We start from the raw sequence: 20,489 nt of genomic DNA, 5'->3' as shown, positions 1-20,489 counted from the left end.
CATCAAAGCAATGTGTACCATGTGGCCCCGTTACAAGGGGAGAAACTTTTTCAACCCGAGATCTCTCCGAAACCGCATGAACAAGCCGTTGCAAGCCCTCTCTCCAACTCCTTCTTCATCGCTTTTGGGTCGCCGCACGGTCATTGCGGCCCTGGCTGCCTCCCCCGTTTTGCCCGCACTCGCCCAGTTCAAGGTCGAGGTGTCGGGCGTGGGGCTGACCCAGTTGCCCATCGCGCTCGTGCCGTTCCGCGGCCAGGATTCCTCGCCGCAGAAGATCTCCGAGATCGTCCAGGCCGACCTCGAGCGCAGCGGCCAGTTCCGCGGCGTCGATGCCTCGGGCCAGGCGCTCGACGAGGGCTCGCGTCCTGATTTCTCCGTCTGGCGCCAGCGCACCGCCGACTCGCTCGTGGTCGGCAGCGTCACGCGCCTGGCGGACGGCCGCTACGACGTGCGCTTCCGTCTCTGGGACGTGGTGCGCGGCCCGAACGGCGGCGACCTCGGTGGCCAGAGCTACATCGTTCCGCAGGGCGACCTGCGGCTCGCCTCGCACCGCATCGCCGACTACGTCTACGAGAAGCTCACGGGCGACAAGGGCATCTTCTCGACCCGCATCGCCTACGTGACCAAGGGCGGCAGCCGCTACTCGCTGTGGGTGGCCGATGCCGACGGCGAGAACGCGCAGGCCGCGCTGGCCAGCCCCGAGCCGATCATCTCGCCGGTCTGGTCGTCCAACGGCCAGCAGCTGGCCTACGTGTCCTTCGAATCGCGCAAGCCCGTGGTCTACGTGCACAACGTGGCCAGCGGCCAGCGCCGGCTGGTCGCCAACTTCCGCGGTTCCAACAGCGCGCCGGCCTGGGCGCCCGACGGCAGCACGCTCGCCGTCACGCTGAGCCGCGACGGCGGCTCGCAGCTCTACACCATCCCGGCCAGCGGCGGCGAGCCGCGCCGGTTGACCCAGAGCGCGAGCATCGACACCGAACCGGTCTACTCGGCCGACGGCAGCACCATCTATTTCGTGAGCGACCGCGGCGGCGCGCCGCAGATCTACAAGATGGGTGCCAACGGCGGCAACCCGACCCGGGTCACCTTCAGCGGTACCTACAACATTTCTCCTTCCGTCAGCGCCGACGGCCGGTGGTTGGCCTACATCTCCCGTGTGGGAGGGGCCTTCAAACTCCATGTGATGGAGTTGGCCAGCGGCAATGTCACCGCCATCACCGACACCTCGGCGGACGAGAGTCCGAGTTTTGCCCCCAATAGCAAGCTGATCGTCTACGCCACGCAACTGCAAGGTCGCGAAGCCCTCATGACGACCACGCTGGACGGAAAAATAAAGGCACGGCTGGCGGGTCAGGCAGGAGACATCAGGGAACCGGACTGGGGTCCGTTTCAAAAGCAATGATTAGGTTTATCTGAGGAGTTCGAAATGTTGAAACGTACGATTTATTCGCTGGCCATCGTGGCGCTGATCGCAGGCTGCTCGTCGGGCACCAAGCTCAACGAAACGCCCGTGACCGACCGCACCGGCACCACCGGTGGCGCCGGCAACCAGGGCGCGACCACTTCCGTGGCGCCCGTCACGATCGATCCTAATGCCGGCACCGCGCAAGGCCCGGTGGGCGTCGAGCGCATCGTGTTTTTCGACTACGACAGCTACACGGTGAAGCCCGAGTTCCAGTCGCTGATCGACGGCCATGCCCGTTTCCTCAAGGCCAACGCACAGCGCCGCATCTCGATCGAAGGCCACACCGACGAGCGCGGCGGCCGCGAGTACAACCTCGCGCTGGGGCAGAAGCGTTCGGAAGCCGTGCGCCGCGCGCTCACGCTGCTGGGCGTGAACGACAGCCAGATCGAAGCCGTGAGCTTCGGCAAGGAAAAGCCCGCCGTGACCGGCGCGGGTGAAGAAGTCTGGGCGCAGAACCGTCGCGCCGAAATCCGCTACACCCGGTGATGCGACCCGCCCAACGCGCTCTGTGGCGTGGCGCGGCCCTGGCGGCCGCCCTGTTGTGCGCCTCGGCCGGATCGCAGGCCGCGCTGTTCGAGGATGACGAGGCCCGCAAGGCCATCCTCGACCTGCGCCAGCGCGTGGAGGCCGTGCGCCAGCAGACCGATCAGCGCCTGAGCGACGAGAACGGCCAGTTGCGGCGCAGCCTGCTCGACCTGCAGACGCAGATCGAGCAGATGCGCGGCGACCTGGCGCGCATGACCGGCCAGAACGAACAGCTCACGCGCGCCGTGAGCGACCTGCAGTCCAAGCAGACCACCATCGACGACCGGCTCAAGCAGAACGAGCCCTCGAAGGTCACGGTCGATGGCCGCGAGTTCAACGCCGATCCGCGCGAGAAGGCCGACTTCGAAGCCGCGCTCGGCGTGTTCCGCGCCGGCCAGTTCGCCCAGGCCCAGACCGCCTTCGCCGAGTTCGTCAAGCGCTACCCGCAAAGCGGCTACAACGCATCGGCCCTGTTCTGGCTCGGCAACGCCCAGTACGCCACGCGCAACTACAACGAGGCCATCGCCAACTTCCGTTCGATGCTCTCGCTCGCGCCCGACCATGCCAAGGCTCCCGAGGCCGTGCTGTCGATCGCGAACTGCCAGATCGAGCTCAAGGACACGCGCGCCGCGCGCCGCACGCTGGAAGACCTGACCAAGGCCTACCCGCAATCGGAAGCCGCGCAGGCCGGCCGCGAGCGTCTCTCGCGACTGCGCTAGTGCCGGCGGAGCCCTCCGCTTGAGCGCCGTTCACGAGCCCGTCTCCACGATCGAGCCGGCGACTGCCCCCGAGGCAGTCGCCGGTTTTGTCGCGTCTGGCGACGACGCGATGGCACCCGATTTCGCGCGCCGCTTCGGCGGCCTCGAGCGCCTGTACGGCGTGAGCGGCGCCGCGCGCATCCGCAACGCGCACGTGCTCGTCGTGGGCATCGGCGGCGTCGGATCGTGGGCCGTCGAAGCGCTGGCGCGCAGCGGGGTGGGGCGGCTCACGCTGATCGATCTCGACCACGTGTCCGAGTCGAACATCAATCGCCAGATTCACGCGCTCGACAGCACCGTGGGCCAGGCCAAGGTCGAGGCCATGCGCGAGCGCATCACGCAGATCAATGCCGAGTGCCGCGTGCTGCCGATCGACGAGTTCGTCGAGCCCGACAACTGGCCCGCGCTGCTCGAAGCCGCGCAGGCCGCCAACGGCCCCGTGCATGCCGTCATCGACGCCTGCGACCAGGTGAAGGCCAAGCTCGCGATGGCCGCCTGGGCCCGCGGCGTCGCACGCGGCACCGACTTCATCACCGTCGGCGCGGCGGGCGGCAAGCGGCTCGCCCACAAGGTCGACATCGACGATCTCTCGCAGGTCACGCACGACCCGCTGCTCGCGCAACTGCGGCAACGCCTGCGCAAATCGCACGGCGCGCCGCGCGAGGGTCGCAAGATCGGCGTCACGTGTGTCTTCAGCCGCGAGAGCGTGGCCCCGCCCGATGCTTCGTGCGCCATCGAGAGCGGCGACGGTTCGCTCAACTGCCATGGCTACGGATCGGTGGTCAGCGTGACCGCGACCTTCGGCCAGTGCGCGGCGGGGTGGGTTCTCGATCGGGTGGCTGCAAATACCACGCTATAATCTCGGGCTTTGCCGCGTTTGACACAGCGGCGAAGCACCAAGAAGAACAAGAACGAGGAACACCCTTCCAGGGGAAACCGAATTCGGGACGTTAGCTCAGTTGGTAGAGCAGCGGACTTTTAATCCGTTGGTCACTGGTTCGAATCCAGTACGTCCTACCAGAACCAGATCCAGATCCATCGATATTCGAATGGGTCCGACAGCCCTAAGTGAGTCAATCACTTAGGGTATTTTTTTGTCCGCTTGCGCATGCTTGAAGCCAGTGATTTCGTTGGGACGAGTGCTGGTATTCGGCCGCGGGGGCTGATGGCTTGGCCTGTGGGAGCGGCGCGTGTGGGCTTCGCTTCATGCGCAGCGATTCGGCTTCAGCGCGAGCTTTCTCGGCAAGAAAATGCAGGAGGTCCGGATGCACGAAGATCCAACTCCGGCCGATCCTGAGGCCTGGGATCTCACCCGTTCGCGTCATTTCTTCCACGCGCTCAGCTGTGCAGTGCAGTAGCTCGGCACATTGATCTACCGTGATGACCTTGGTGGACGCTGCTACGCAGTCGGGTTCGCATTGATGGTTCGCACGGCAGCTGCAGTGGGTAGCCTTTGGCGGAGCTGCGAACCGACTCACCGAGCTCTTTTCTCGTCCATAGCAAGTCGGCAAGGCTTTCGCTGGGTGATCCCGGAGATTCGCCCAAGCTAATCGCTTCCCTGATGCCGTGCAGCGCGAGGAACTCGCCAGCCTTGTGAAGAGAACCGCCGAGAGTGTCAACATCAAGGATCAGTCGTCCGCGAGAAAACTTTCAGTTTCGATCCCCGAATACACGCCTGGCGGGGTGGTCAACGCCGGTGTTCAATGTCTGCTGGAGACGTGATCTTGCGCGCCACTGGCCGAGGCGCGGGTGATGCGACTGGAGATCGCTCGTGCCAGTGCGACTAACCCTGCACTTGTTTGAAGTTCGTCTGCTTGCGGAGCGACGGCCTGGTCGACTTGCGTCGAGCGGGCTCGCGTGTCGGCATAGGCGCCAAACTGCGCGATCGTGATCTGGTTCACCCGGTCGACGTACAAGCGTTGACCAAAGCGACCTAACGCGTACACCGCACCTTCAGTGTCCATCGCGTGCCACCAGTAGTCCCCATAGCCAGTTGCAGGGCGGCCTGCGCGCGCGAGGCGCTCCTGGTTGGCCGCTGAAGGCGTTGCAAGGATACGGGCGACGACCAGGGATGGGACGACCTGTCGACTTCCGGCGCGGCCCTCGTTGCGTACCAGTTCGCCAAAGCGCGCGGCGTCGCGCAGAGTGCTTGACAGACCGCCTGCGGCAAACTCGGTGCCTAGGGAGTCCAGCGTGTAGTAGGCGTCGTCCTGTGCTCCCATTGGCTGCCAGATTCGCTCGGAAGCGAGTTGCGCCAAAGAGCGTCCGGTGACACGCCGCAGTGCCCAGGCCACAGCCTCCGTGGCACTGTTCTGGTAATAGAAAACGCTGCCATGCGGTGCCTCAACCGGGCGGGGTGCGATCTTGAGAAAGTCGTAGATCGTTCCCGGCATCCCTTCGCGCGCAGGCAACAGTCCTGCTGCAGTGAACAGTCCGATATCCGGCGGCAGTTGCGGCGGATACGCAAGCGCGACTTCCATGTTCAGGTTTTGCTGCACGGTCGCCTTGCCAAGGGGGTTCTCGCCTAGCTCGGGTACATATCGAGACAGCGGAGCGTTTGGGTCCAGCCGGCCCTCGTGAATCAACTGCGCCGCGAGTAGGCCGACAACCGACTTTGCCATGGATGCCCAGCCGTGCATGTCTCGCTTCTTCATCCCGCCGAGGTAGCGTTCGTAGACCACGCGACCGCGATGCAACACGATCAGCCCGTCGACCACATTGCCGGCCAAATATTGTTCGAACGTTGCCGTGCGCCCCCCGGGAAGTTCCAGCGTCATGCCCTCGAGCGGCAGCTCCTCGCCGGCTGTAGGTAGCGCGGCGGCGGTTTCAGCGCTGCTAACGCCTGCTGTTGGGCCTACCTCGCGTGCGTTGCGCAACGACCAACGCAAATACGGGGGAGAAAGCCAGTTAGCGCGCGTGACGCGCTTGTCAGCAGGTGGCGGAAATCCTTGCATGATGCTGGTCGGGGTTGTGTCAAGACTTGCTGGCCGTGATTGAAGCGGGCCCACGTTCTGTTCTTCTGGAGAAGCATCTGCTGGCGCTGCGGCGGGCTGGGCCTGGGCGCCCGCGCCGAAGGCGAGGAAGACGGCCACGGCAAGTGAATGAAGAGCAAAGGTGGAGGTGGAGGTCAGCATGGAATGAAGGGAGGGATGCATGAGAACAGGGGTCAGAAGATGTGCCGGATGCCGAAGTCGTAGCCCATGGCACTGCGTGGGCGCCAGCCGCTGGTTGCCAGGTAGCCCGGATAGGGTGAATCGCTTGCGTTCGTCACGGAGCCGATGGCCTTGTCGTTCTGGCCGTCGCGGATACGAGCGCGTGCGAGCGTGGCGTATAGCGCCGTGCGGCGGGACAGGTGGTGCACATAGCCCAGTGCCCACTCACTAGCACTTGCGCCTTGTGCCGTATCTCCCGGCAGGCCGGTGCTGCCGGGCCGGTACTTCACGTGGCCGAAGGAGGCGCGGATGAGCCCGGGGCCCATAGGCACCGTGGCGCCCACGAGATAGCCGTTGTATTTGTCGGTGTGGTCCTGTGCCCAGGGCTGTGCCTGCGCGCGCCGGTGCCGCAGCTGCGACAGCTCGCCCAGCAGCTTGACCGGGCCGAAATCGTAGGTGGCGCTCAGGCTGACGGTCTTCAGCCGGTCTTCGCCGCCGGCATCGACGGGTGGCTTGGCCGCGGAACCCGAAGGCAGGCGGTCCTTATTGTCTTCACCGAGTGCCAGTGCCATGTTGAGAGGGCCCTTGGCGTAGCCGAAGCGTCCGCCCATGTAGCGCCCGCGCTCGTTCGTCGGCGTGAGCTCAGGGCTGTAATGGATGTTCTCGGGAAAGGCGTACTGCACCTGCCCATAGAAGCCGCCAAGGTTCGGCGGCAGGAAGTAGCTGATGCTGTTACTAGCCCGCGCGTAGTTGTCGCCAGCGGCCACGCCGGCCGGAGCGCCGCCCAGGAAGGTGGACGAAGCGCTGTTGACGCGCGCAATCACGGAAAGGCCCGCGCCCTGCACAGCGAACGGGTCGGCCAGCGAGTCATTGCGGAAGATCGGCGTGTAGTCCCGGCCCAGCCGCAGCTCGCCGAAGCCGCCCGACAGGCTTACCGTGGACCGCTTGGCGAACGAGGCTAGGGCCGTCTTCCCGTCGTCGTTGCCGATGTTCGACTCCAACCAGAAGCTCGCCGCCAGGCCGCCGCCTAGGTCTTCCGTGCCGCGAAAGCCCAAGCTGCTACCGCGGTAGCCACCGCGCGAGAGCGTGGTCTGGCTCTGCGTCACCCTCGGCACGCGCACCAGCAGGGCGGCAGAAGGGCGCCGCGGATCGAACGCCGGGCGGTACTCGCTGACTGTTTCGAAATGGCTGACGCCTGCGTCCACAACGCCGAACAGGGTCACCGATGACTGCGCCGAGGCCGTACCGGCGAGCGCCAGTAGGGCTAGGCCGAGTGGATGCCGCTTCTCGGGAAGAACGCGCGAGCGGAAGCAGAGGACACCGGCATCGGCGTCCTCGAAAGACGGGAAGTTCAAGGGGAGGTCTCCTGTGCGCCACTTCGGTGTTGAGTGGACTGGCGCGACTATCGAGCGACAGGGCGCTTAGGAGGAAATACCGTTTGCTGATGTGGCGCCATCGCTTTTTCTGATCGACGGTCAGATGTAGCAGTGCGCTGGCCGGCGAGCCACGGCCGTCATGAGCTTCGTGCACTCGGCGCGTCTGAACGGCCACGAGACGTACGCGTGCCTGAAGGATGTCCTCGCGCGGCCGCATCACGAGCCAGCGTCTGACGATCGTCACTTGAGCAGCGACTGAAGATGCGTGCATGCAGCCACTCCGCCACCTAGCAGTCACTGTCGTCCAATCCGCCGACAAGGCGTATCGCTGGCGCTTGGTGGAGCTCACCCCTGACGACAAGTGGACAGCGGTCGACGAGCAGCAGGGCGCCGAGAAGACCTACAGCGCGGCAATGGCGGCTGGCCTGGTGCAGCTGCAGGGGCTGGTCGAGGACCTAACGGTCGGACCGCGCGAGGAGGACCTAGAGACGCCGCCGCCCAAGCGGAAGGGCGGGCTGTTCGGGTTTGGCTTCGGAGTGCCGCGGGCGTAGTAGGGCGGCAGGTTCCGCCCCAGCGTGTTTCGGGGGCTACGGCTCAAGGCGGTAGACGAGCTTGGCGTTCGAGTCTTGCAAGAGCACATAGCTGCGCAGGAGATCGAAATCGTCCACGGTCATGCAGCCTGTGCCACCGAGCAAGTGTTCAAGGTTCTGATGGTCCGCTTGTACGAGGTCGCTGGCGAAGGAGAAGAGGTCAGGGCGCGTAGGCATGGGAACTTCCTTTCAAAGGAGCCAGCATGCCGGCCTCGCCGCAAAACCGCGAGCGGTGATTTGAGACGCGAATGCAATCTTGCTGGTCATGCGAGCGATCCCCGCTTGATTACTGTGCCGGCCGGAGAGCAGGCGTAAAAAAGCCCGCCAGAGCGGGCTTGCGGCTGTCGGATGCCGTTAGGCGATCTGGGCAGCAGGTGCCGATGCCAACTGCGCAGCTACCGGGCGGATCAACTCCATCGCGCCCTTTGCAAGCGCGTAGCCGCCGTGGTGGTCGTTCGCGCTTTGCAGCGCATTGGTGGCCGCCGCCTCACCCTCTAGGTATCGGGCTCTCGTTGAGGACTACAGCTTGGAGGCGTTTGACTTTGCGTCTCTGGCGTCGTCTCGGCGCTTTTTCTCGCCCAAGGGAAGATAACCAAAGATCACGACTGATCGGTCAATGCTGCCCGAACGTTCGGAGAGCGCAATCACCACGTTCGGGCCTCCCCAGGTACTTTCCTCCGAGCTCAGCACCGCGCCGCTGTTTGCAGTCACATGAGCAGTCTCGACCATATGGGCGGGGCCATATCGCTCGGCAAGGGTTGCCTTGAGGCGTTGATAGTTCTGATCGCGGCTAACGGCAAAAGTGATGAGCTGCACACGGCCATCGACGAAATTTACGTTGGCGCCGTCACGAGTAAAGTTCAGCGGCAACCCCCACAGTATTCCGACTGCGGGGTTTCCCGCGATGCTCTCGAGGCACACCGTTTTGGATTTGAACGCGGCTGCACCACGTGGGCAAGGCGGAATGGCTTCCCTCCGACCGCCTAGCTCAACGCCCATGACAGACGTTGGCTCTTGGGCCCATTGCGCTCCAGCGCCCAGAGCGACCGCTGACATAGCGACGCCAAGAAAAAAACTCTTCATCGATCCTCCGTTTTAAGACTTTTCGATCCGATACAGGCATTAGCCCAGGCTCAGTGCGAATCAGCGCTCCCAGGTATCAGGCGCTCGCTGAGCGGTCCGCATTGCTAAGCGAGGGGTGATCTTCGCGAGCGTGCCAGCGCATGGAACGCCGGTCAATCGGGCACCTCGTCACCATACCGCACCGCAACAATGGCGCGGCCAACGGCGGCGCGCGGCGTCGCGCCTTCCAACCAGGGACCGCGGCCTTCAGGCAGCCGACCGCCAGGCTTGCCGACGACGATCGCGCACCACTGCCAATTCTTCCCGGGCATTGGGGGGCACATGGATTGTGGTGTGTTCTCCGAAGGGCTGGCGCTCTCTGGCGCGTCGATGCCGTTGTGAAACGCACCTTCTATCTGCTCGTAGCTGCCAGCGACGCCGCAGCGTGTGGTGATGGTGTCGTCATCGCCGATTCCCACGACCGGCATGCGCGGACTTCAGCCGCAGCCATCGCGGGCAGAGCGGGTATGACTGCCAGCAAGAGGCGAGCGATCACAGCAAAGAGACCTCGCTATCGTCGGCCAACACCATCACCCCAGGTGTGTTGTCCGAAGATGTGCTCGAGGAGATGCCGCAGTCGATGGTCCAGCACGCGCTGCAGAACTTCGCGCTCGACAAGCCCGTGGGCGAGGGCCTCGGCGCGGCCGCGGCGCAGGGCCTGCTGGCCCGCGGTGCTGGTGCACGGCGCGCGCGTAGAGCTCGCTTCAGCGGCACCGGCACCGGCACCGGCTGCAGCAGGATGTCGAAGTTCAGCGGGGCGTCAGTGCTAGTCCTTGCAGCTTCGAATAGCGGAGGTTGACTCATCACAGAACGCCCCGTGGTTCGTGGGCAGGACTAGCTGCGAACGCTGACGCGATGATGGGCGGGAGCGCCGACGAGCATCAACGTTTAACCATGGCAGGTGGACAGTGAAACGGTAGTCTCTGTTCATGCGGTCACGAGATACCCTGGCAATCGTGCCTTGCTCAACGACTGCGAGGAGATCCGTTTCATGGCTACCTATGTCACGCGCGAAGACCTTGCCGCCCCAGCTACCTTGGCAGCATACGGGTATGACGCCGAGGAAGCGCAGAGCATTTTTGACAACGCATTGCCGATGCTGGGGTACACGGAGCTGCGCGCGTACACAGGGCGCGCTGCTGGCGTGCGCATCACTGGCGCGGGCGTGGCGGGAACTTTCCAGCGGGATACCTCCGACACGACCAGCGCGGACAACGGCGGCACGGTCATCGTGGACGCGACCGGCCGGCGATGGAAGCGGATCTTCGACGGCGCAGTTGTTGTGGAGTGGTTCGGGGCCGTTCACGGTCGGGACAGCACGGTCGAGATTCAAGACGCGCTTAACTTCGCACGATCCTCCGGCATCCCAGAGGTCCTCTTGGTCCGCGACTACCTGATCACAAGCATCGAGGTTCCCGAAGGCGTGACGCTGAAGGGCTACGGAAATCGGTCGACCTATCAAAGCGGCACTTCCGGCCTGCCGTCGCGTGTTACGAAGAAAGCAGGCTCGACAGGTTGGGGCGTGAAACTCGCAGGCACGCGGGCCCGCATTGAAGGCGTGGGAATCTATTCGGAGGCTGGTGCTTCAGGAGGTGGGCTTTGGATAGCTGCAAATTACTGTAGCTTCATCCGTATCGCGTCAAACGGGCACAACGGCAAGGGCATCCACGTCGGAGCGCTGGCCGGCGACCGGTACATCAATTGCAACGGCTGGTACGGCGCTGAGATAACCGCATCGTTCAATTCAGACGTCGGGTTCTCAGTTGACGATCAATTCACGGCGTGGCCGTTGAATGACGTGAATGCCGGCATGCTGATTCAGGCCGAGTTTCGTTCCAATGGAAGCCACGGGGTGTACGTCGGTAACTGCTTCGCGAATGTCTTCCAGAGCGTCTTGACTGACCACAACACGGGTTACGGGGCCTACTTCGATGCCAAGAGCGCGAAGTGCACGCTGATCGGTAGCGATCTGGATGAGTCGAACACCTTGGGGCCGCTGTTCATCCACGCCCAGGCGCAATACCACACCGTCATCGGCGTGCCGGCGCTCTATACGAACAACAGCCCGAGTTCGAACGTGATGTCGTGGACGCGGAATGTGTTTAACCAGACCGACGTCGCGACTCGGCTCGCGGTGCGGCGGGGAGGTGACGCGGGAATCGGCACGGCCATCGTCGTTTCGAGTCGCTCCAATCGCCTGACGAATCGTGGTGTTTCCATAGACATGGAAACACCCATTAATGAGGGCGGAGATCCCCAGACCGGTGTTCGACTCATCGCCAAAGCCGGTCCCAACATCGTCTATGACCGGTTCGAGCTGCAGGTTCGGGAATCGGTGATGGTCACCGCATTCACTGTCGATCCTTCGAGTGGCGTGCACGCGCTGTATCCGGGGGCGGACAACACTTGGAATCTCGGCATCACGTCGTTTCGCTGGAAGGACTTCTACATGGGAGGCACGTTCTCACATACCGGTGCGAGCGCGGGATTCTTCGGCGCAACTCCCGTGACAAGGCCGACAGTGAGCGGGTCTCGTTCTGGGAATGCCGCGCTCGACAGCCTTGTGACTGCGCTGACGAATCTCGGACTCATCAACAACGGTACGACTGCATAGATATTTCCCTCGAATCCGCCGTGGCAGACCTCATCGTTGCCAACAACGCACTGACCTCTGCCGACGTACCATCATTCAGATCGATCGCCCCCGCCGCGAATCGATGTCGCCATCGCCACCTTGCGCATGTGATGAGCAATCCGCATGAAGTAGATGATGGTGTAGGCAAGCGACGCGACGAACACGAGCAGGCGATAAACGAAAGCGGGGTCCCGAAACGTGTCGTTCGTCAGCACATGCGGCAGTCCAAAGTGCATGAGGGTCGCCACCAGAAGATTGAGGGCCAGGACCTTGAATCCGATGGGAACCGCAATGACGCAATAGCGACGAACGAAGTCGCGCCCGGAAGCCGCACCGTTCGCGACAAATGCTTCGTGCGTGCCCACGAAGCTGATGGCGAGGGTGAGGGCGGCCTCGAAGAGCAAGGTCCAGTTTCGGTAGCCACCGAACCAGAGCGCTGAATAGTTCAGGATCACATAGAGCAGCGCCGCTGCCAGCATGTACTTGAGGCCATCGGTTTCATCGAGCCTGTCATGGACCAGATCGTCTCTGAGTTTTCGGGTGTTCCAGATGTGCATGCTCATGGGGATTTCGATGGCTGGGTTGAATCCAGATGTACACCCATAAGCATGCCGGATCCACCTTTGTCCGCCGGATCCAGATGGTCAACAAGCGGATGAAGCCCGGGTGCTCCCGGAACCACCGGGTCGGTTCACGTCGCGGGCCGACTCTTCCGCGGCCAAAGCAACTCCTTCCCCGCCGGCGTCAACTGATAAGCAAACCGCCGCGCCGGCCTCGTATGTATCTGCAGTGAGGGCGTCTCCACTGGCGCAATCAACCCCGCCGTCTGCAGCACCTCGAGGTGATGCCCCTCGACCTCCGGCCACGCCCCCGCGCTGACCCGCGCAAGGCAGGCGGTGACGAGCGTCTTGTTCTCGAGCATCGATGACTCCTTCTGGCTGGCCGCGATTCTGTGCCTGCCATGGAGTTCCATCCTCCTCCGTTGGGAGGAGGAGGAGGGGTGCACGCGGAGCGAGGTCCGAAGCGCGTGCAGCTAGTCGATGAACCGCGCCGCGATGTCTCCAAGCGAAGGGATATCCATCTGCGTGTGCCCGCCCGCATACCCCTTCAGGCTCAACTTCAGGCCCTTGTAATTGCGGCTGGCGATGGTGTCGTGCATCGCGGTGATCGTGGGGCCGCCGCTGTTGTTGAGGGCATAGGCCAGCAGCAGCGTCACGGGAACATCGCGGGTGCCGGCGTTGGCGTACATCTGCTTTTCGAGCTGATCCATCGGCGCGGCCAGCGGGCCGTTGAAGGGAGCTTCGGAAGAGAAGAAGTACTGGAAGGTGAATTGGCCCGCACCCTCCATGAAGAAGGCGCTCGCGACGAAGATGCCGCCGTTCGACAGGCCCGAGAGCATGCGCTTGGCCGGGTTGGCGCGGTAGTTCGATTCGACGTACGGCACGAGTTCGCGCGTGACGAAGTCGTGATACGCCGTGGAGCCGGGCGGCAGGTAGTCGGTGTTGCGGTGCGCGGTGCCGCCGATGCCGACGACGATGGCCTTCTTGCCCTGCTGCTCGAGGATGTCGACGAAGTTCTGGAAGCGCGACGTGCCGAAATTGAATTTCGCATCGCCGTCCGTCAGGTACATCGCGGGATAGGTCGATGTCCCGCCATCGTAGGCGGCGGGCAGGTAGATCTGGATCGGATAGGTGTCGCCGTTCGCATTCGACTTCAGCGTGGCATTGATCACCCGGCTCGTGCTGGACGGAGGCGGCGCGGGTGGCGGTTCACCGGCCACCGGCGGAAGCAGCGGCAGCCCACCGCCGCCGCCGCCACCCCCGCCACAGGCGGCAAGGCCGAGCACGAATGCGGCGGCCAGGGCCAACGTGAATCGGCGGAACATCCGATGAACCTGCATGCTGAATCTCCTCGTGCTGCGGATGCGCGGGGCATCCTGCTTGTGCTCGCCGATGCGGGATGGCATCGCGCGGCCAATGGCTTGCGCATTGGTGGAGAGCGATTGGGTCAGAAGATGTCGTCGAATGGAAGTTACGAAGATCGTTGTAGTCGGCAGGGGCGCGAGCGACGCGGGCGCACGAAGATCGGGGGCATGGCAGCACGCTACAGTGGTCCACCTCCGGAACCACAGACCAGGGACGATCCATGACCACCCGAAGAAGCCGCCCGGCCTGCCTGCTGCTGGCACTGGCGGCCTCCTGCACGGCCGCATCGGCCGCCACCATCGTCTGCACGCCGGGGCCGGCCGCGGGCAATGCGCCGTTCAACGCGGTGCGCAGGATCGCGATCGACGAGTTCTCGCGCACGGTCAATCTCGACGTGGTGCGGTCGAAGACGCGCGAGACCGAGACGCTGGGCAAGATGCGCGCGGACCTGGTCGGCATGGACGAATCGTCCGGCGAGCCGGTCTACGTGTTCAATTCGATCCCGACTTCCGAGGTGGAGACCACCACGCTGTTCAAGCTGTTCAAGGCCGGCGAATGGCGGCTGACCAGCGCCACGCTGAGCTTCGTGGGCAAGGTGCCCATGCTGCGCACGGCGGACAGCGGCACGGTGTTCAACTGCAAGCGCTCGAGCCTCGGTTGACGAGGCCGCGCGCGAACGAGAGGGGCGGGCTCAGGGCTGGGTGCGTGCCTTGATGAACTGGCCACCGCGCAGCCGCACGCGTTCGACGGCCGCTTCCAGCGAAGGTTGGCGCATCACGACGAGGTCGCCCTTGGGGATGCCGTGCCAGGTGATCCGGGCCACGCCCGAATAGCTGCCGCGCACCGTCTCCCTGCAGAAGAACGAACCATTCCAGCCATCCTGGAGGTCGACGGAGATGTGGGCTGAGTGCATGGGAGGCGAGCGTAGGCGCGAGAGGCCTGTGAAGCCAGGAAATAGTACCTTGGTTCTCAACTTATTGCTACCGATTGCCGTGGGCGATCCGGCATCGGCAGCGGCCGGCTTCAGGGCTCGTCAGTTGAAGTCGGTCATGAAGTACCAGATCGGCTCGAGCTTCGCGCCGGGCGCGGGCCGGTGCAGGTAGATGTCGTAGACGATGGTCCGGGGCTGCGGCCCCCGCTTGTACGCGATGCGCACCACGCCTTCGTCGACGCTGGCCGGATCGGTGCGCCGGAGCCGCACCAGCTTGCCGTCGCCGCGGATCTCGAGCGCGTGGTGCTCGAGCGGCACGACGGTTCCGGTGCCCTTGTCGATGAAGCTCACCCATTCGGCATCCCGCTCGCGCGCCTCCCTGGCCGACAGGTAGATGGTGGGGTAGAGCAGCCGCTGGGCCTTGGCCAGCGCGCCGATGAAGGCCTCGCCCTTCCTGTTCCCGATGTCGGCGATCAGCCGGCGGTAGGCCTCGACCACCTCGGCCTCGAGCTTGGGATCGCCGGCATCGAGCGGCACGCTGCGTTCCCAGCCGGCCAGCTTGTAGGGCACCTGGGCCTCGAACTGCACGGTCTGGCTGAAGCCCTGCGGGTCGGTGAACTGCGCCTGCCTGCCGTCGCGCAACGGGGGCAGTTCATAGAGCGTGGTGTTGCGCGGCGGCGCGGTCTTGCTGCGCACGACCAGCTCCACCTTGAGGTCGTCCGTGTCGGGCAGCCGGTCCTGCCCGGCCGCGGGCAGCAGGCGGATCGTGAGCTTCTGCGGGCCGCTGCGCAGGATCGCCGGGTTGAGCGGCATGCTCATCGAGCCGATCCGCCGGGTCGGGAAGGCCTGGATCAGCAGGTCGTTGACGTACACCCGGAACGCCAGCTTCTCGGTCGAGATCCGCAGGTCATAGGAAGGCTGTTGCTCCTGCTGCCTCGGCGTGGCCGCGTCGGCCGGGGCCTGGGCCGCCACCGGCACGGTGGCCTGCAGCAGCGCGGCGAGCACCACGATGGCGGTTGATTTCCTCATTCGACGATCTCCTTGAGCCGGGGCGAGCGCTGGGCATGCAGCGCATCCTGCACGCGGTCGAGCTCGGTGCCGAGCGTGTCGATGCGTTCGAGCAGGCCGATGAAGGCGCGGCGCATGTCGTCGTCGGCAGCGCGGGCCCGGGCCCAGTGGTCCTCGAGGAAGCCCTTGGACGCGTAATAGGCGTCGAGCGGCGTCCAGACGTCGACCAGCCTGTCGCCGGCCGCCAGCACGCCGTCCACGGCGGCGTCGAGCGCCGCGTCGCCCGAACCGTCGATGCGCGCGGCCTCGAGGTCCGAGAGGATGGGATGCAGCTCGGAGGGACTGCCATGGAAGGCGCTCGCGTTCGGCGTCGTGCCGGGCACGTTCATGCGCAGGTAGCTGCGGTACTTCGCGGCCACGCTGCGGTTGTCGGCGACCAGCCGGTAGTAGGCCGTGCCGTAGGCGCCGCGGGTGGTGGCCTGCAGCCTGTCGAGGGTGGGTCGGGCCAGGGCCGGGGGAGCCGCGTTCGAAGGCGCCGTCGCAGTGCGGTCGCTCGGACCGCAGGCCGCGAGCAGGGCGCAGCACAGGCCCGGCAGCAGCAGGCGCGCATGCGCCACCCTCCCTCTTTCTCGTTCGCTCATGGGCGTCTTTTCTCTCCCGAAGGGCGCGGATGATAGCCACGCCCTCGGCCAGAACGGCCGCGCGACATGCAAGCAATCGCAACGTCCGCTGCTTTGCGCTTCAGGCCCCGCGGGCAGGCTTCTTGCTGCGCGAATACCTCCGTGTGCATCGCCTCAGGGCAACCGCCATGGCGGCCCGCGGCGTTTGCACGTAGATTCGCCGCCGCACAAGACGCAACAAGCGTTCGGTTCCCCACCTTGAAATCGCAGGAGTGTCCGTGGAAGCATGGTCGAGTCAGCAACTCTCGCCGCTGTACGGGCGCGAGGTCTTCCGTTCCCGCGCGGCGGACGAAACCCATGCGCGCATCGCCTGCGAGCTGAAGCCGCACCGCAGCGTCTGGCATCGCGGCGACGTCGATGCGATCTTCTGCCGCGCCGAGCTGAGCGCACTCTCGCTGTGCATCCTGCGCTATGGCTGCGACGTGGACATCGAGCCCGATGCGCTCGGCAACTTCGTGCTGGTGCAGATGCCGCTGCGCGGCCACGCCGACATCCACCATGTCGGCGGCAGCCTGCAGATCCATCCGGGACAGGGCGCGGTGATCTCGGCCCACAAGCCGGTGCGGCTGCGCTGGCATGCCGACTGCGAACAGCTGATGCTCAAGATCGAGCTGAGCCGGCTGCAGGAGGTGGCGCGCCACGCCTTCCCGCTGCGCGGCGCCGATGCGGTGGGCGAGATCGACTTCGAGATGCCGTTCCGGCTCGACGACACGGCGGGCACGCAATGGCGCCGCATGGTGGCCAGCCTCGCCTCGCTGCTGCCCGCGGCGGGCGATGCCGGCTACGACGCGCGCTGGCTCTCGCATTGCGAGGACAACCTGATGCTCTACCTGCTGTGCCACCGGCCGAACTCGGTGCGCGAGCGGCACGACGAGGCGCGGCACGGCTCGGAGGCCGCGAGCCTGCGCCAGCTGCGGCGCGCCGAGGAGTTCATGCAGGAGCGGCTCGACACGCCGCTGTCGCTCGAGGAGGTGGCGCGCGCCGCCGGCCTCACGCGGCGCGGGCTGGCGCTGCTGTTCCGGCGTTACCGCGAGCGCTCGCCCGGCGAGGTGCTGCGCAACATGCGGCTCGACGCCGCGCATGCGCAGCTCGCGCGCCACGACGGCGCCAGCGTGACCGAGGTGGCGCTCAACTGCGGCTTCTCGCACCTGAGCCGCTTCGCGGCCTGCTACCGCGAGCGCTTCGGCCACCTGCCGCGCGAGACCGCGCGGCATTGAGGCACGGGATCAGGACGACTTCATCGCGCACTGCGCCGCGGTCGTGTCCTGGTAGTTCGTCAGCACGGTGCCGATCACCTTGTTGGCGATGCGGCCGCTGCCGTCCTTGGCGATCACGCGCAGGTAGTAGTTCTGTACCGGGAAGTTGTTGGCGCCATAGCGGAAGTCGCCGCGCACCGACTTGTAGTTGGCGGCCTTGATCGCCTTCAGCAGCGCCGGCTTGTCGGCCACCTTGCCGCCGACGTCGCGCACCGCCGCGTCCATCGCCATCAGCACGTCGTAGGCCTGGCCCGCGTAGAACGAGGGATTGCGGCCGTTGTTCTGCTGCCGGAACGCGGCCACGAAGCGCTGGTTGGCGGGGTTGTCGAGGTCGAAGGACCAGTGCGCGGTATTGAACAGCCCGAGCATCGGCTCGCCGACCGCGGGGATCATGTCCTCGTCGGCCGAGAAGGCGGTGGAGATCAGCGCCACGTCCTTCGACAGGCCCGCGCCCACGAACTGCTTGATGAAGGCCACGCCCATCGCGCCCGGCAGGAAGAAGTAGAGCGCATCGGGCTTCGAGGCGCGGATCTGCGCGAGCTCGGCCGAGTAGTCGAGCTGGCCCAGCTTGGTGTAGAGCTCGTCGCCCGTGCCGCCCTTGTAGGTGCGCTTGAAGCCGGTGATGGCGTCCTTGCCGCCCGGGTAGCTCGGTGCGATCAGCGCCACCTTCTTGAAGCCCTTGTCGCCCGCGAACTTGCCGGCCGCCTCGTGGTACGCATCGTTGGGGTACGAGGCGCCGAAGAAGTAGGGATTGCAGCGCGCCCCCGAGAGGTCGCTCGGCCCGGTGTTGCTCGACAGGTAGGGCACCTTGGCCGCGAACAGCGGCGGCGCCACCGCCAGCGCCACCGAGGAGCCGACCGGCCCGGTGAACAGGTCGATCTTGTCGCGCATCAGCATGCGCTCGACGACCTGGCGCGCGGTCTCGGGGTTGCCCGCGGTGTCGGCCTCGACGAACTCGACCGGCACGCCGCCGAGCTTGCCGCCCAGCTGCTTGATCGCGACCGCGAAGCCGGCCTTCGACTCGGCGCCGCCGACGGCGAAGGGGCCCGACAGGTCCATCGCGAGGCCGACCTTGACGGTCTGCGCGCGCACCTGCGGCGACACGGCGAGCACCGCGGCGAAGGCGGCGAGGGCGATGACCGAGGGCACGGCGGCGGTGGTCGTGCGCTGGCGTCTGTACGGCATGAAGGAACTCCTCTGGCGGTGGTCCGCCGAACGTGGGTGGCAAGGCTGGATGGAAAAAAGCGTCAGGGAAATGTACGCAAGCCGGAGTCTGGGCAGCGCCCCTCGGCGCGGCTATCCATTTCCTGCAGCGCCGCCCGCTGCCGGAAATGGACAGACAGCCGGCGCGGGCGCTCGCCAGAATCGCCGCCACGACGATCCACCCCTTCGAAAGAGACACCCCGATGAGCCACTACATCGACATCCCGGCCGGCGACGGCGCGCAGAGCTTCCGCGGCTACCTGGCCCTGCCGGCCTCGGGCCGCGGCCCCGGCATCGTGCTGTGCCAGGAGATCTTCGGCATCAACGACTACGTGCGCGAGGTGGCCGACCTCTATGCCGAGGAAGGCTACGTGGTGCTCGCGCCCGACCTGTTCTGGCGCATGGAGCCCGGCGTCGAGCTCGGCTACTCGCCCGAGGACTGGCAGCGCGCGTTCGGCTTCTTCCAGCAGTTCGACATCGAGGCCGGCATCGCTGACGTGACGGCCAGCGTGCAGGCGCTGCGCGCGCACCCGGCCTGCACCGGCAAAGTCGGCGCGCTGGGCTTCTGCCTCGGCGGCAAGCTGGCCTACCTCGCGGCCGCGCATTCGGGCGTGGACGCGGCGGTCGGCTACTACGGCGTCGGCATCGAGGGCGCGCTCGAGCTGGTGCCGAAGATCGCGTGCCCGATCGCGCTGCACTTCGCCGAGCTCGACAAGTTCTGCCCGCCCGAGGCGCGCGCCCAGGTGCTCGAGGCCTTCGCGGGCCGGCCCGGCGCGCAGATGTACGTCTACCCCGGCGTCGACCATGCCTTCGCGCGCACCGGCGGCGACCACTTCGACAAGCCCTCGACGCTGATGGCGCACCAGCGTTCCATGGCGCTGTTCAAGGAGGCGATCGGCCCGGTCTACGACCTGTCGGCGCTGTGGGACAAGCACTGCGAGTACGAGTTCGCCACGCGCGACGTGGTCGCCACCATGGGCACCATGGTCGCCGAGCCCTACGTCAACCACATCCCCACCATGACCGGTGGCGTGGGCGCGAAGGAGCTGTCGCGCTTCTACAAGCACCACTTCATTCCCACCACGCCGCCCGATACGCGGCTCACGCCGATCTCGCGCACCGTGGGCGCCACGCAGATCGTCGACGAGATGCTGTTCTGCTTCACCCACACGGTCGAGATCGACTGGATGCTGCCGGGCATCGCGCCCACGGGCCGGCCGGTGGAGATTCCGCTGGTGGCCATCGTCAAGTTCCGCGGCGACAAGCTCTACCACGAGCACATCTACTGGGACCAGGCCAGCGTGCTCGCGCAGATCGGCCTGCTCGATGCAACGGGCCTGCCGGTGGCCGGCGTGGAGACCGCGCGCAAGCTGGTCGACGAGACGCTGCCATCGAACACGCTGATGCCGCGCTGGGCCAAGTCCACCGCGCTGACCATCGCCGACCCCGCGCTGCCGCTCGGATGAGCACCGCGCCTTCCATGCTCGAGCTGGTGGTGGCCTCGGTCAGCGCGCTCACGCCGGCCATCAAGGCCTTCGTGCTGCGCAGCGCGAACGGCGAGGCGCTGCCCGCGTTCGCGCCGGGCGCGCACCTGGGCGTGCAGGTAACGCAGTCCAACGGGCAGGCCGGCCAACGTGCCTATTCGCTCGCGCGGCCGCATGGCGATTCGGACCGCTACGAGATCGCCGTGCTGCACGAGCCCGCCGGCGCGGGCGGCTCGGCCTGGATGCATGGCCTGGCCGAGGGCGCGCGCGTGCTCGCGCAGGCGCCGCGCAACGATTTCGCGCTGCGCCAGGGCGAGGCCGTGCCGCTGCTGATCGCGGGCGGCATCGGCATCACGCCGCTGCTGTGCATGGCGCGCGC

The 20,489-nt window shown here is 65.8% G+C and carries 24 protein-coding genes and 1 tRNA gene; 12 read left to right on the top strand and 13 right to left on the bottom strand.

Translation table 11 applies throughout. The features are described from left to right. The first annotated feature begins 76 nt into the window (after positions 1-76). The 5 genes from tolB (at position 77) to AC27VN_RS02715 (ending at position 3,768) form a co-directional block, all read left to right on the top strand. Positions 77-1,402 carry a Tol-Pal system beta propeller repeat protein TolB gene (gene tolB / locus AC27VN_RS02735; RefSeq protein WP_172705446.1) on the top strand — a complete coding sequence of 442 codons (1,326 nt, stop codon included), beginning with the start codon at positions 77-79 and terminating at the stop codon, positions 1,400-1,402. A 24-nt stretch (positions 1,403-1,426) separates the two neighbouring features. Continuing rightward, on the top strand, positions 1,427-1,951 hold the full coding sequence (pal, locus tag AC27VN_RS02730; RefSeq protein WP_093341601.1) for a peptidoglycan-associated lipoprotein Pal: 525 nt from the start codon (positions 1,427-1,429) through the stop codon (positions 1,949-1,951). Further along, positions 1,951-2,709, top strand: a complete 759-nt coding sequence (gene ybgF / locus AC27VN_RS02725) for a tol-pal system protein YbgF (RefSeq protein ID WP_093341603.1) — start codon at positions 1,951-1,953, stop codon at positions 2,707-2,709. Before pal ends, ybgF begins: the two co-directional genes overlap by 1 nt. A 109-nt stretch (positions 2,710-2,818) precedes the next feature. Continuing rightward, positions 2,819-3,607 (top strand): tRNA threonylcarbamoyladenosine dehydratase, encoded by a 789-nt coding sequence (locus tag AC27VN_RS02720; RefSeq protein ID WP_490875541.1) that lies wholly within the window; start codon positions 2,819-2,821, stop codon positions 3,605-3,607. Between the two features lie 85 nt (positions 3,608-3,692). Continuing rightward, positions 3,693-3,768, top strand: a tRNA-Lys gene (locus tag AC27VN_RS02715). 53 nt (positions 3,769-3,821) lie between these two features. Here AC27VN_RS02715 and AC27VN_RS02710 read toward each other — a convergent pair. The 3 genes from AC27VN_RS02710 to AC27VN_RS02700 all read right to left on the bottom strand — a co-directional run bounded on the left by AC27VN_RS02710 (position 3,822) and on the right by AC27VN_RS02700 (position 7,159). After that, positions 3,822-4,370: a helix-turn-helix domain-containing protein gene (locus AC27VN_RS02710; RefSeq protein WP_490875553.1), complete on the bottom strand. Its 549-nt coding sequence runs from the start codon at positions 4,368-4,370 to the stop codon at positions 3,822-3,824. Between the two features lie 78 nt (positions 4,371-4,448). Then, positions 4,449-5,882 (bottom strand): serine hydrolase domain-containing protein, encoded by a 1,434-nt coding sequence (locus tag AC27VN_RS02705; RefSeq protein ID WP_490875540.1) that lies wholly within the window; start codon positions 5,880-5,882, stop codon positions 4,449-4,451. 32 nt (positions 5,883-5,914) lie between these two features. Then, entirely contained in the window at positions 5,915-7,159 is a 1,245-nt protein-coding gene (locus AC27VN_RS02700) for a porin (protein WP_490875552.1), read from the bottom strand. Between the two features lie 386 nt (positions 7,160-7,545). On the opposite strand from AC27VN_RS02700, the gene AC27VN_RS02695 reads away from it, so the two are divergent. Beyond that, the gene (locus AC27VN_RS02695; protein ID WP_490875539.1) at positions 7,546-7,827 is read left to right on the top strand and encodes a hypothetical protein; all 282 of its coding nucleotides are present in this window, start codon (positions 7,546-7,548) and stop codon (positions 7,825-7,827) included. Between the two features lie 36 nt (positions 7,828-7,863). On the opposite strand, the gene AC27VN_RS02690 is transcribed toward AC27VN_RS02695, so the two are convergent. The 3 genes from AC27VN_RS02690 to AC27VN_RS02680 all read right to left on the bottom strand — a co-directional run bounded on the left by AC27VN_RS02690 (position 7,864) and on the right by AC27VN_RS02680 (position 9,416). Continuing rightward, a complete protein-coding gene (locus AC27VN_RS02690; protein ID WP_490875538.1) occupies positions 7,864-8,043 on the bottom strand; it encodes a hypothetical protein in 180 nt (59 codons plus the stop codon). 342 nt (positions 8,044-8,385) lie between these two features. Further along, positions 8,386-8,949 carry a hypothetical protein gene (locus AC27VN_RS02685; RefSeq protein ID WP_490875537.1) on the bottom strand — a complete coding sequence of 188 codons (564 nt, stop codon included), beginning with the start codon at positions 8,947-8,949 and terminating at the stop codon, positions 8,386-8,388. A gap of 152 nt (positions 8,950-9,101) precedes the next feature. Next, complete coding sequence (locus AC27VN_RS02680) at positions 9,102-9,416, bottom strand: hypothetical protein (protein WP_490875536.1); 315 nt, start codon at positions 9,414-9,416, stop codon at positions 9,102-9,104. A gap of 113 nt (positions 9,417-9,529) precedes the next feature. Here AC27VN_RS02680 and AC27VN_RS02675 point away from each other — a divergent pair, with 113 nt between their 5' ends. Next, the gene (locus AC27VN_RS02675) at positions 9,530-9,787 is read left to right on the top strand and encodes a hypothetical protein (protein ID WP_490875535.1); all 258 of its coding nucleotides are present in this window, start codon (positions 9,530-9,532) and stop codon (positions 9,785-9,787) included. A gap of 192 nt (positions 9,788-9,979) precedes the next feature. Then, positions 9,980-11,602 (top strand): putative phage tail protein, encoded by a 1,623-nt coding sequence (locus AC27VN_RS02670; protein WP_490875534.1) that lies wholly within the window; start codon positions 9,980-9,982, stop codon positions 11,600-11,602. A gap of 71 nt (positions 11,603-11,673) precedes the next feature. Here AC27VN_RS02670 and AC27VN_RS02665 read toward each other — a convergent pair whose 3' ends face one another. The 3 genes from AC27VN_RS02665 to AC27VN_RS02655 all read right to left on the bottom strand — a co-directional run bounded on the left by AC27VN_RS02665 (position 11,674) and on the right by AC27VN_RS02655 (position 13,589). Then, complete coding sequence (locus AC27VN_RS02665; RefSeq protein WP_296787731.1) at positions 11,674-12,186, bottom strand: hypothetical protein; 513 nt, start codon at positions 12,184-12,186, stop codon at positions 11,674-11,676. 128 nt (positions 12,187-12,314) lie between these two features. Further along, the gene (locus tag AC27VN_RS02660) at positions 12,315-12,545 is read right to left on the bottom strand and encodes a hypothetical protein (protein ID WP_490875533.1); all 231 of its coding nucleotides are present in this window, start codon (positions 12,543-12,545) and stop codon (positions 12,315-12,317) included. Between the two features lie 111 nt (positions 12,546-12,656). Further along, the gene (locus tag AC27VN_RS02655) at positions 12,657-13,589 is read right to left on the bottom strand and encodes an alpha/beta hydrolase (protein ID WP_490875532.1); all 933 of its coding nucleotides are present in this window, start codon (positions 13,587-13,589) and stop codon (positions 12,657-12,659) included. Positions 13,590-13,768: 179 nt separating this feature from the next. On the opposite strand from AC27VN_RS02655, the gene AC27VN_RS02650 reads away from it, so the two are divergent. Continuing rightward, positions 13,769-14,209 carry a hypothetical protein gene (locus AC27VN_RS02650; protein WP_296794722.1) on the top strand — a complete coding sequence of 147 codons (441 nt, stop codon included), beginning with the start codon at positions 13,769-13,771 and terminating at the stop codon, positions 14,207-14,209. Positions 14,210-14,239: 30 nt separating this feature from the next. On the opposite strand, the gene AC27VN_RS02645 is transcribed toward AC27VN_RS02650, so the two are convergent. The 3 genes from AC27VN_RS02645 to AC27VN_RS02635 form a co-directional block, all read right to left on the bottom strand. Further along, positions 14,240-14,461, bottom strand: a complete 222-nt coding sequence (locus tag AC27VN_RS02645) for a hypothetical protein (RefSeq protein WP_093341623.1) — start codon at positions 14,459-14,461, stop codon at positions 14,240-14,242. A gap of 120 nt (positions 14,462-14,581) precedes the next feature. Next, entirely contained in the window at positions 14,582-15,508 is a 927-nt protein-coding gene (locus AC27VN_RS02640; RefSeq protein WP_490875531.1) for a hypothetical protein, read from the bottom strand. Further along, on the bottom strand, positions 15,505-16,128 hold the full coding sequence (locus tag AC27VN_RS02635) for a YiiG family protein (protein ID WP_490875530.1): 624 nt from the start codon (positions 16,126-16,128) through the stop codon (positions 15,505-15,507). The genes AC27VN_RS02640 and AC27VN_RS02635 overlap by 4 nt, the downstream gene beginning before the upstream one ends. 257 nt (positions 16,129-16,385) lie before the next feature. On the opposite strand from AC27VN_RS02635, the gene AC27VN_RS02630 reads away from it, so the two are divergent. Next, complete coding sequence (locus AC27VN_RS02630; protein WP_490875529.1) at positions 16,386-17,384, top strand: AraC family transcriptional regulator; 999 nt, start codon at positions 16,386-16,388, stop codon at positions 17,382-17,384. Positions 17,385-17,393: 9 nt separating this feature from the next. Here AC27VN_RS02630 and AC27VN_RS02625 read toward each other — a convergent pair whose 3' ends face one another. Further along, on the bottom strand, positions 17,394-18,608 hold the full coding sequence (locus AC27VN_RS02625; RefSeq protein WP_256222403.1) for an ABC transporter substrate-binding protein: 1,215 nt from the start codon (positions 18,606-18,608) through the stop codon (positions 17,394-17,396). A gap of 221 nt (positions 18,609-18,829) precedes the next feature. Here AC27VN_RS02625 and AC27VN_RS02620 point away from each other — a divergent pair, with 221 nt between their 5' ends. Beyond that, on the top strand, positions 18,830-20,092 hold the full coding sequence (locus AC27VN_RS02620; RefSeq protein WP_296734575.1) for a dienelactone hydrolase family protein: 1,263 nt from the start codon (positions 18,830-18,832) through the stop codon (positions 20,090-20,092). After that, on the top strand, positions 20,089-20,489 hold a 401-nt coding region (locus tag AC27VN_RS02615; protein WP_490875528.1), incomplete at its 3' end, for a ferredoxin reductase domain-containing protein. The genes AC27VN_RS02620 and AC27VN_RS02615, both read left to right, overlap by 4 nt.

Source organism: Variovorax sp. 20P10.2.4, from assembly GCF_058244205.1.
This window is presented reverse-complemented; position numbering and strand designations above follow the sequence as displayed.

Bases quoted from the DNA above. Each gene is read 5' to 3' on its own strand.
- tolB (WP_172705446.1), top strand. From the start codon at position 77: ATGAACAAGCCGTTGCAAGCCCTCTCTCCAACTCCTTCTTCATCGCTT.
- pal (WP_093341601.1), top strand. From the start codon at position 1,427: ATGTTGAAACGTACGATTTATTCGCTGGCCATCGTGGCGCTGATCGCA.
- ybgF (WP_093341603.1), top strand. From the start codon at position 1,951: ATGCGACCCGCCCAACGCGCTCTGTGGCGTGGCGCGGCCCTGGCGGCC.
- AC27VN_RS02720 (WP_490875541.1), top strand. From the start codon at position 2,819: ATGGCACCCGATTTCGCGCGCCGCTTCGGCGGCCTCGAGCGCCTGTAC.
- AC27VN_RS02710 (WP_490875553.1), bottom strand. From the start codon at position 4,370: ATGTTGACACTCTCGGCGGTTCTCTTCACAAGGCTGGCGAGTTCCTCG.
- AC27VN_RS02705 (WP_490875540.1), bottom strand. From the start codon at position 5,882: ATGCTGACCTCCACCTCCACCTTTGCTCTTCATTCACTTGCCGTGGCC.
- AC27VN_RS02695 (WP_490875539.1), top strand. From the start codon at position 7,546: ATGCAGCCACTCCGCCACCTAGCAGTCACTGTCGTCCAATCCGCCGAC.
- AC27VN_RS02690 (WP_490875538.1), bottom strand. From the start codon at position 8,043: ATGCCTACGCGCCCTGACCTCTTCTCCTTCGCCAGCGACCTCGTACAA.
- AC27VN_RS02685 (WP_490875537.1), bottom strand. From the start codon at position 8,949: ATGAAGAGTTTTTTTCTTGGCGTCGCTATGTCAGCGGTCGCTCTGGGC.
- AC27VN_RS02680 (WP_490875536.1), bottom strand. From the start codon at position 9,416: ATGCCGGTCGTGGGAATCGGCGATGACGACACCATCACCACACGCTGC.
- AC27VN_RS02670 (WP_490875534.1), top strand. From the start codon at position 9,980: ATGGCTACCTATGTCACGCGCGAAGACCTTGCCGCCCCAGCTACCTTG.
- AC27VN_RS02665 (WP_296787731.1), bottom strand. From the start codon at position 12,186: ATGAGCATGCACATCTGGAACACCCGAAAACTCAGAGACGATCTGGTC.
- AC27VN_RS02660 (WP_490875533.1), bottom strand. From the start codon at position 12,545: ATGCTCGAGAACAAGACGCTCGTCACCGCCTGCCTTGCGCGGGTCAGC.
- AC27VN_RS02655 (WP_490875532.1), bottom strand. From the start codon at position 13,589: ATGCCATCCCGCATCGGCGAGCACAAGCAGGATGCCCCGCGCATCCGC.
- AC27VN_RS02650 (WP_296794722.1), top strand. From the start codon at position 13,769: ATGACCACCCGAAGAAGCCGCCCGGCCTGCCTGCTGCTGGCACTGGCG.
- AC27VN_RS02645 (WP_093341623.1), bottom strand. From the start codon at position 14,461: ATGCACTCAGCCCACATCTCCGTCGACCTCCAGGATGGCTGGAATGGT.
- AC27VN_RS02640 (WP_490875531.1), bottom strand. From the start codon at position 15,508: ATGAGGAAATCAACCGCCATCGTGGTGCTCGCCGCGCTGCTGCAGGCC.
- AC27VN_RS02635 (WP_490875530.1), bottom strand. From the start codon at position 16,128: ATGAGCGAACGAGAAAGAGGGAGGGTGGCGCATGCGCGCCTGCTGCTG.
- AC27VN_RS02625 (WP_256222403.1), bottom strand. From the start codon at position 18,608: ATGCCGTACAGACGCCAGCGCACGACCACCGCCGCCGTGCCCTCGGTC.
- AC27VN_RS02620 (WP_296734575.1), top strand. From the start codon at position 18,830: ATGAGCCACTACATCGACATCCCGGCCGGCGACGGCGCGCAGAGCTTC.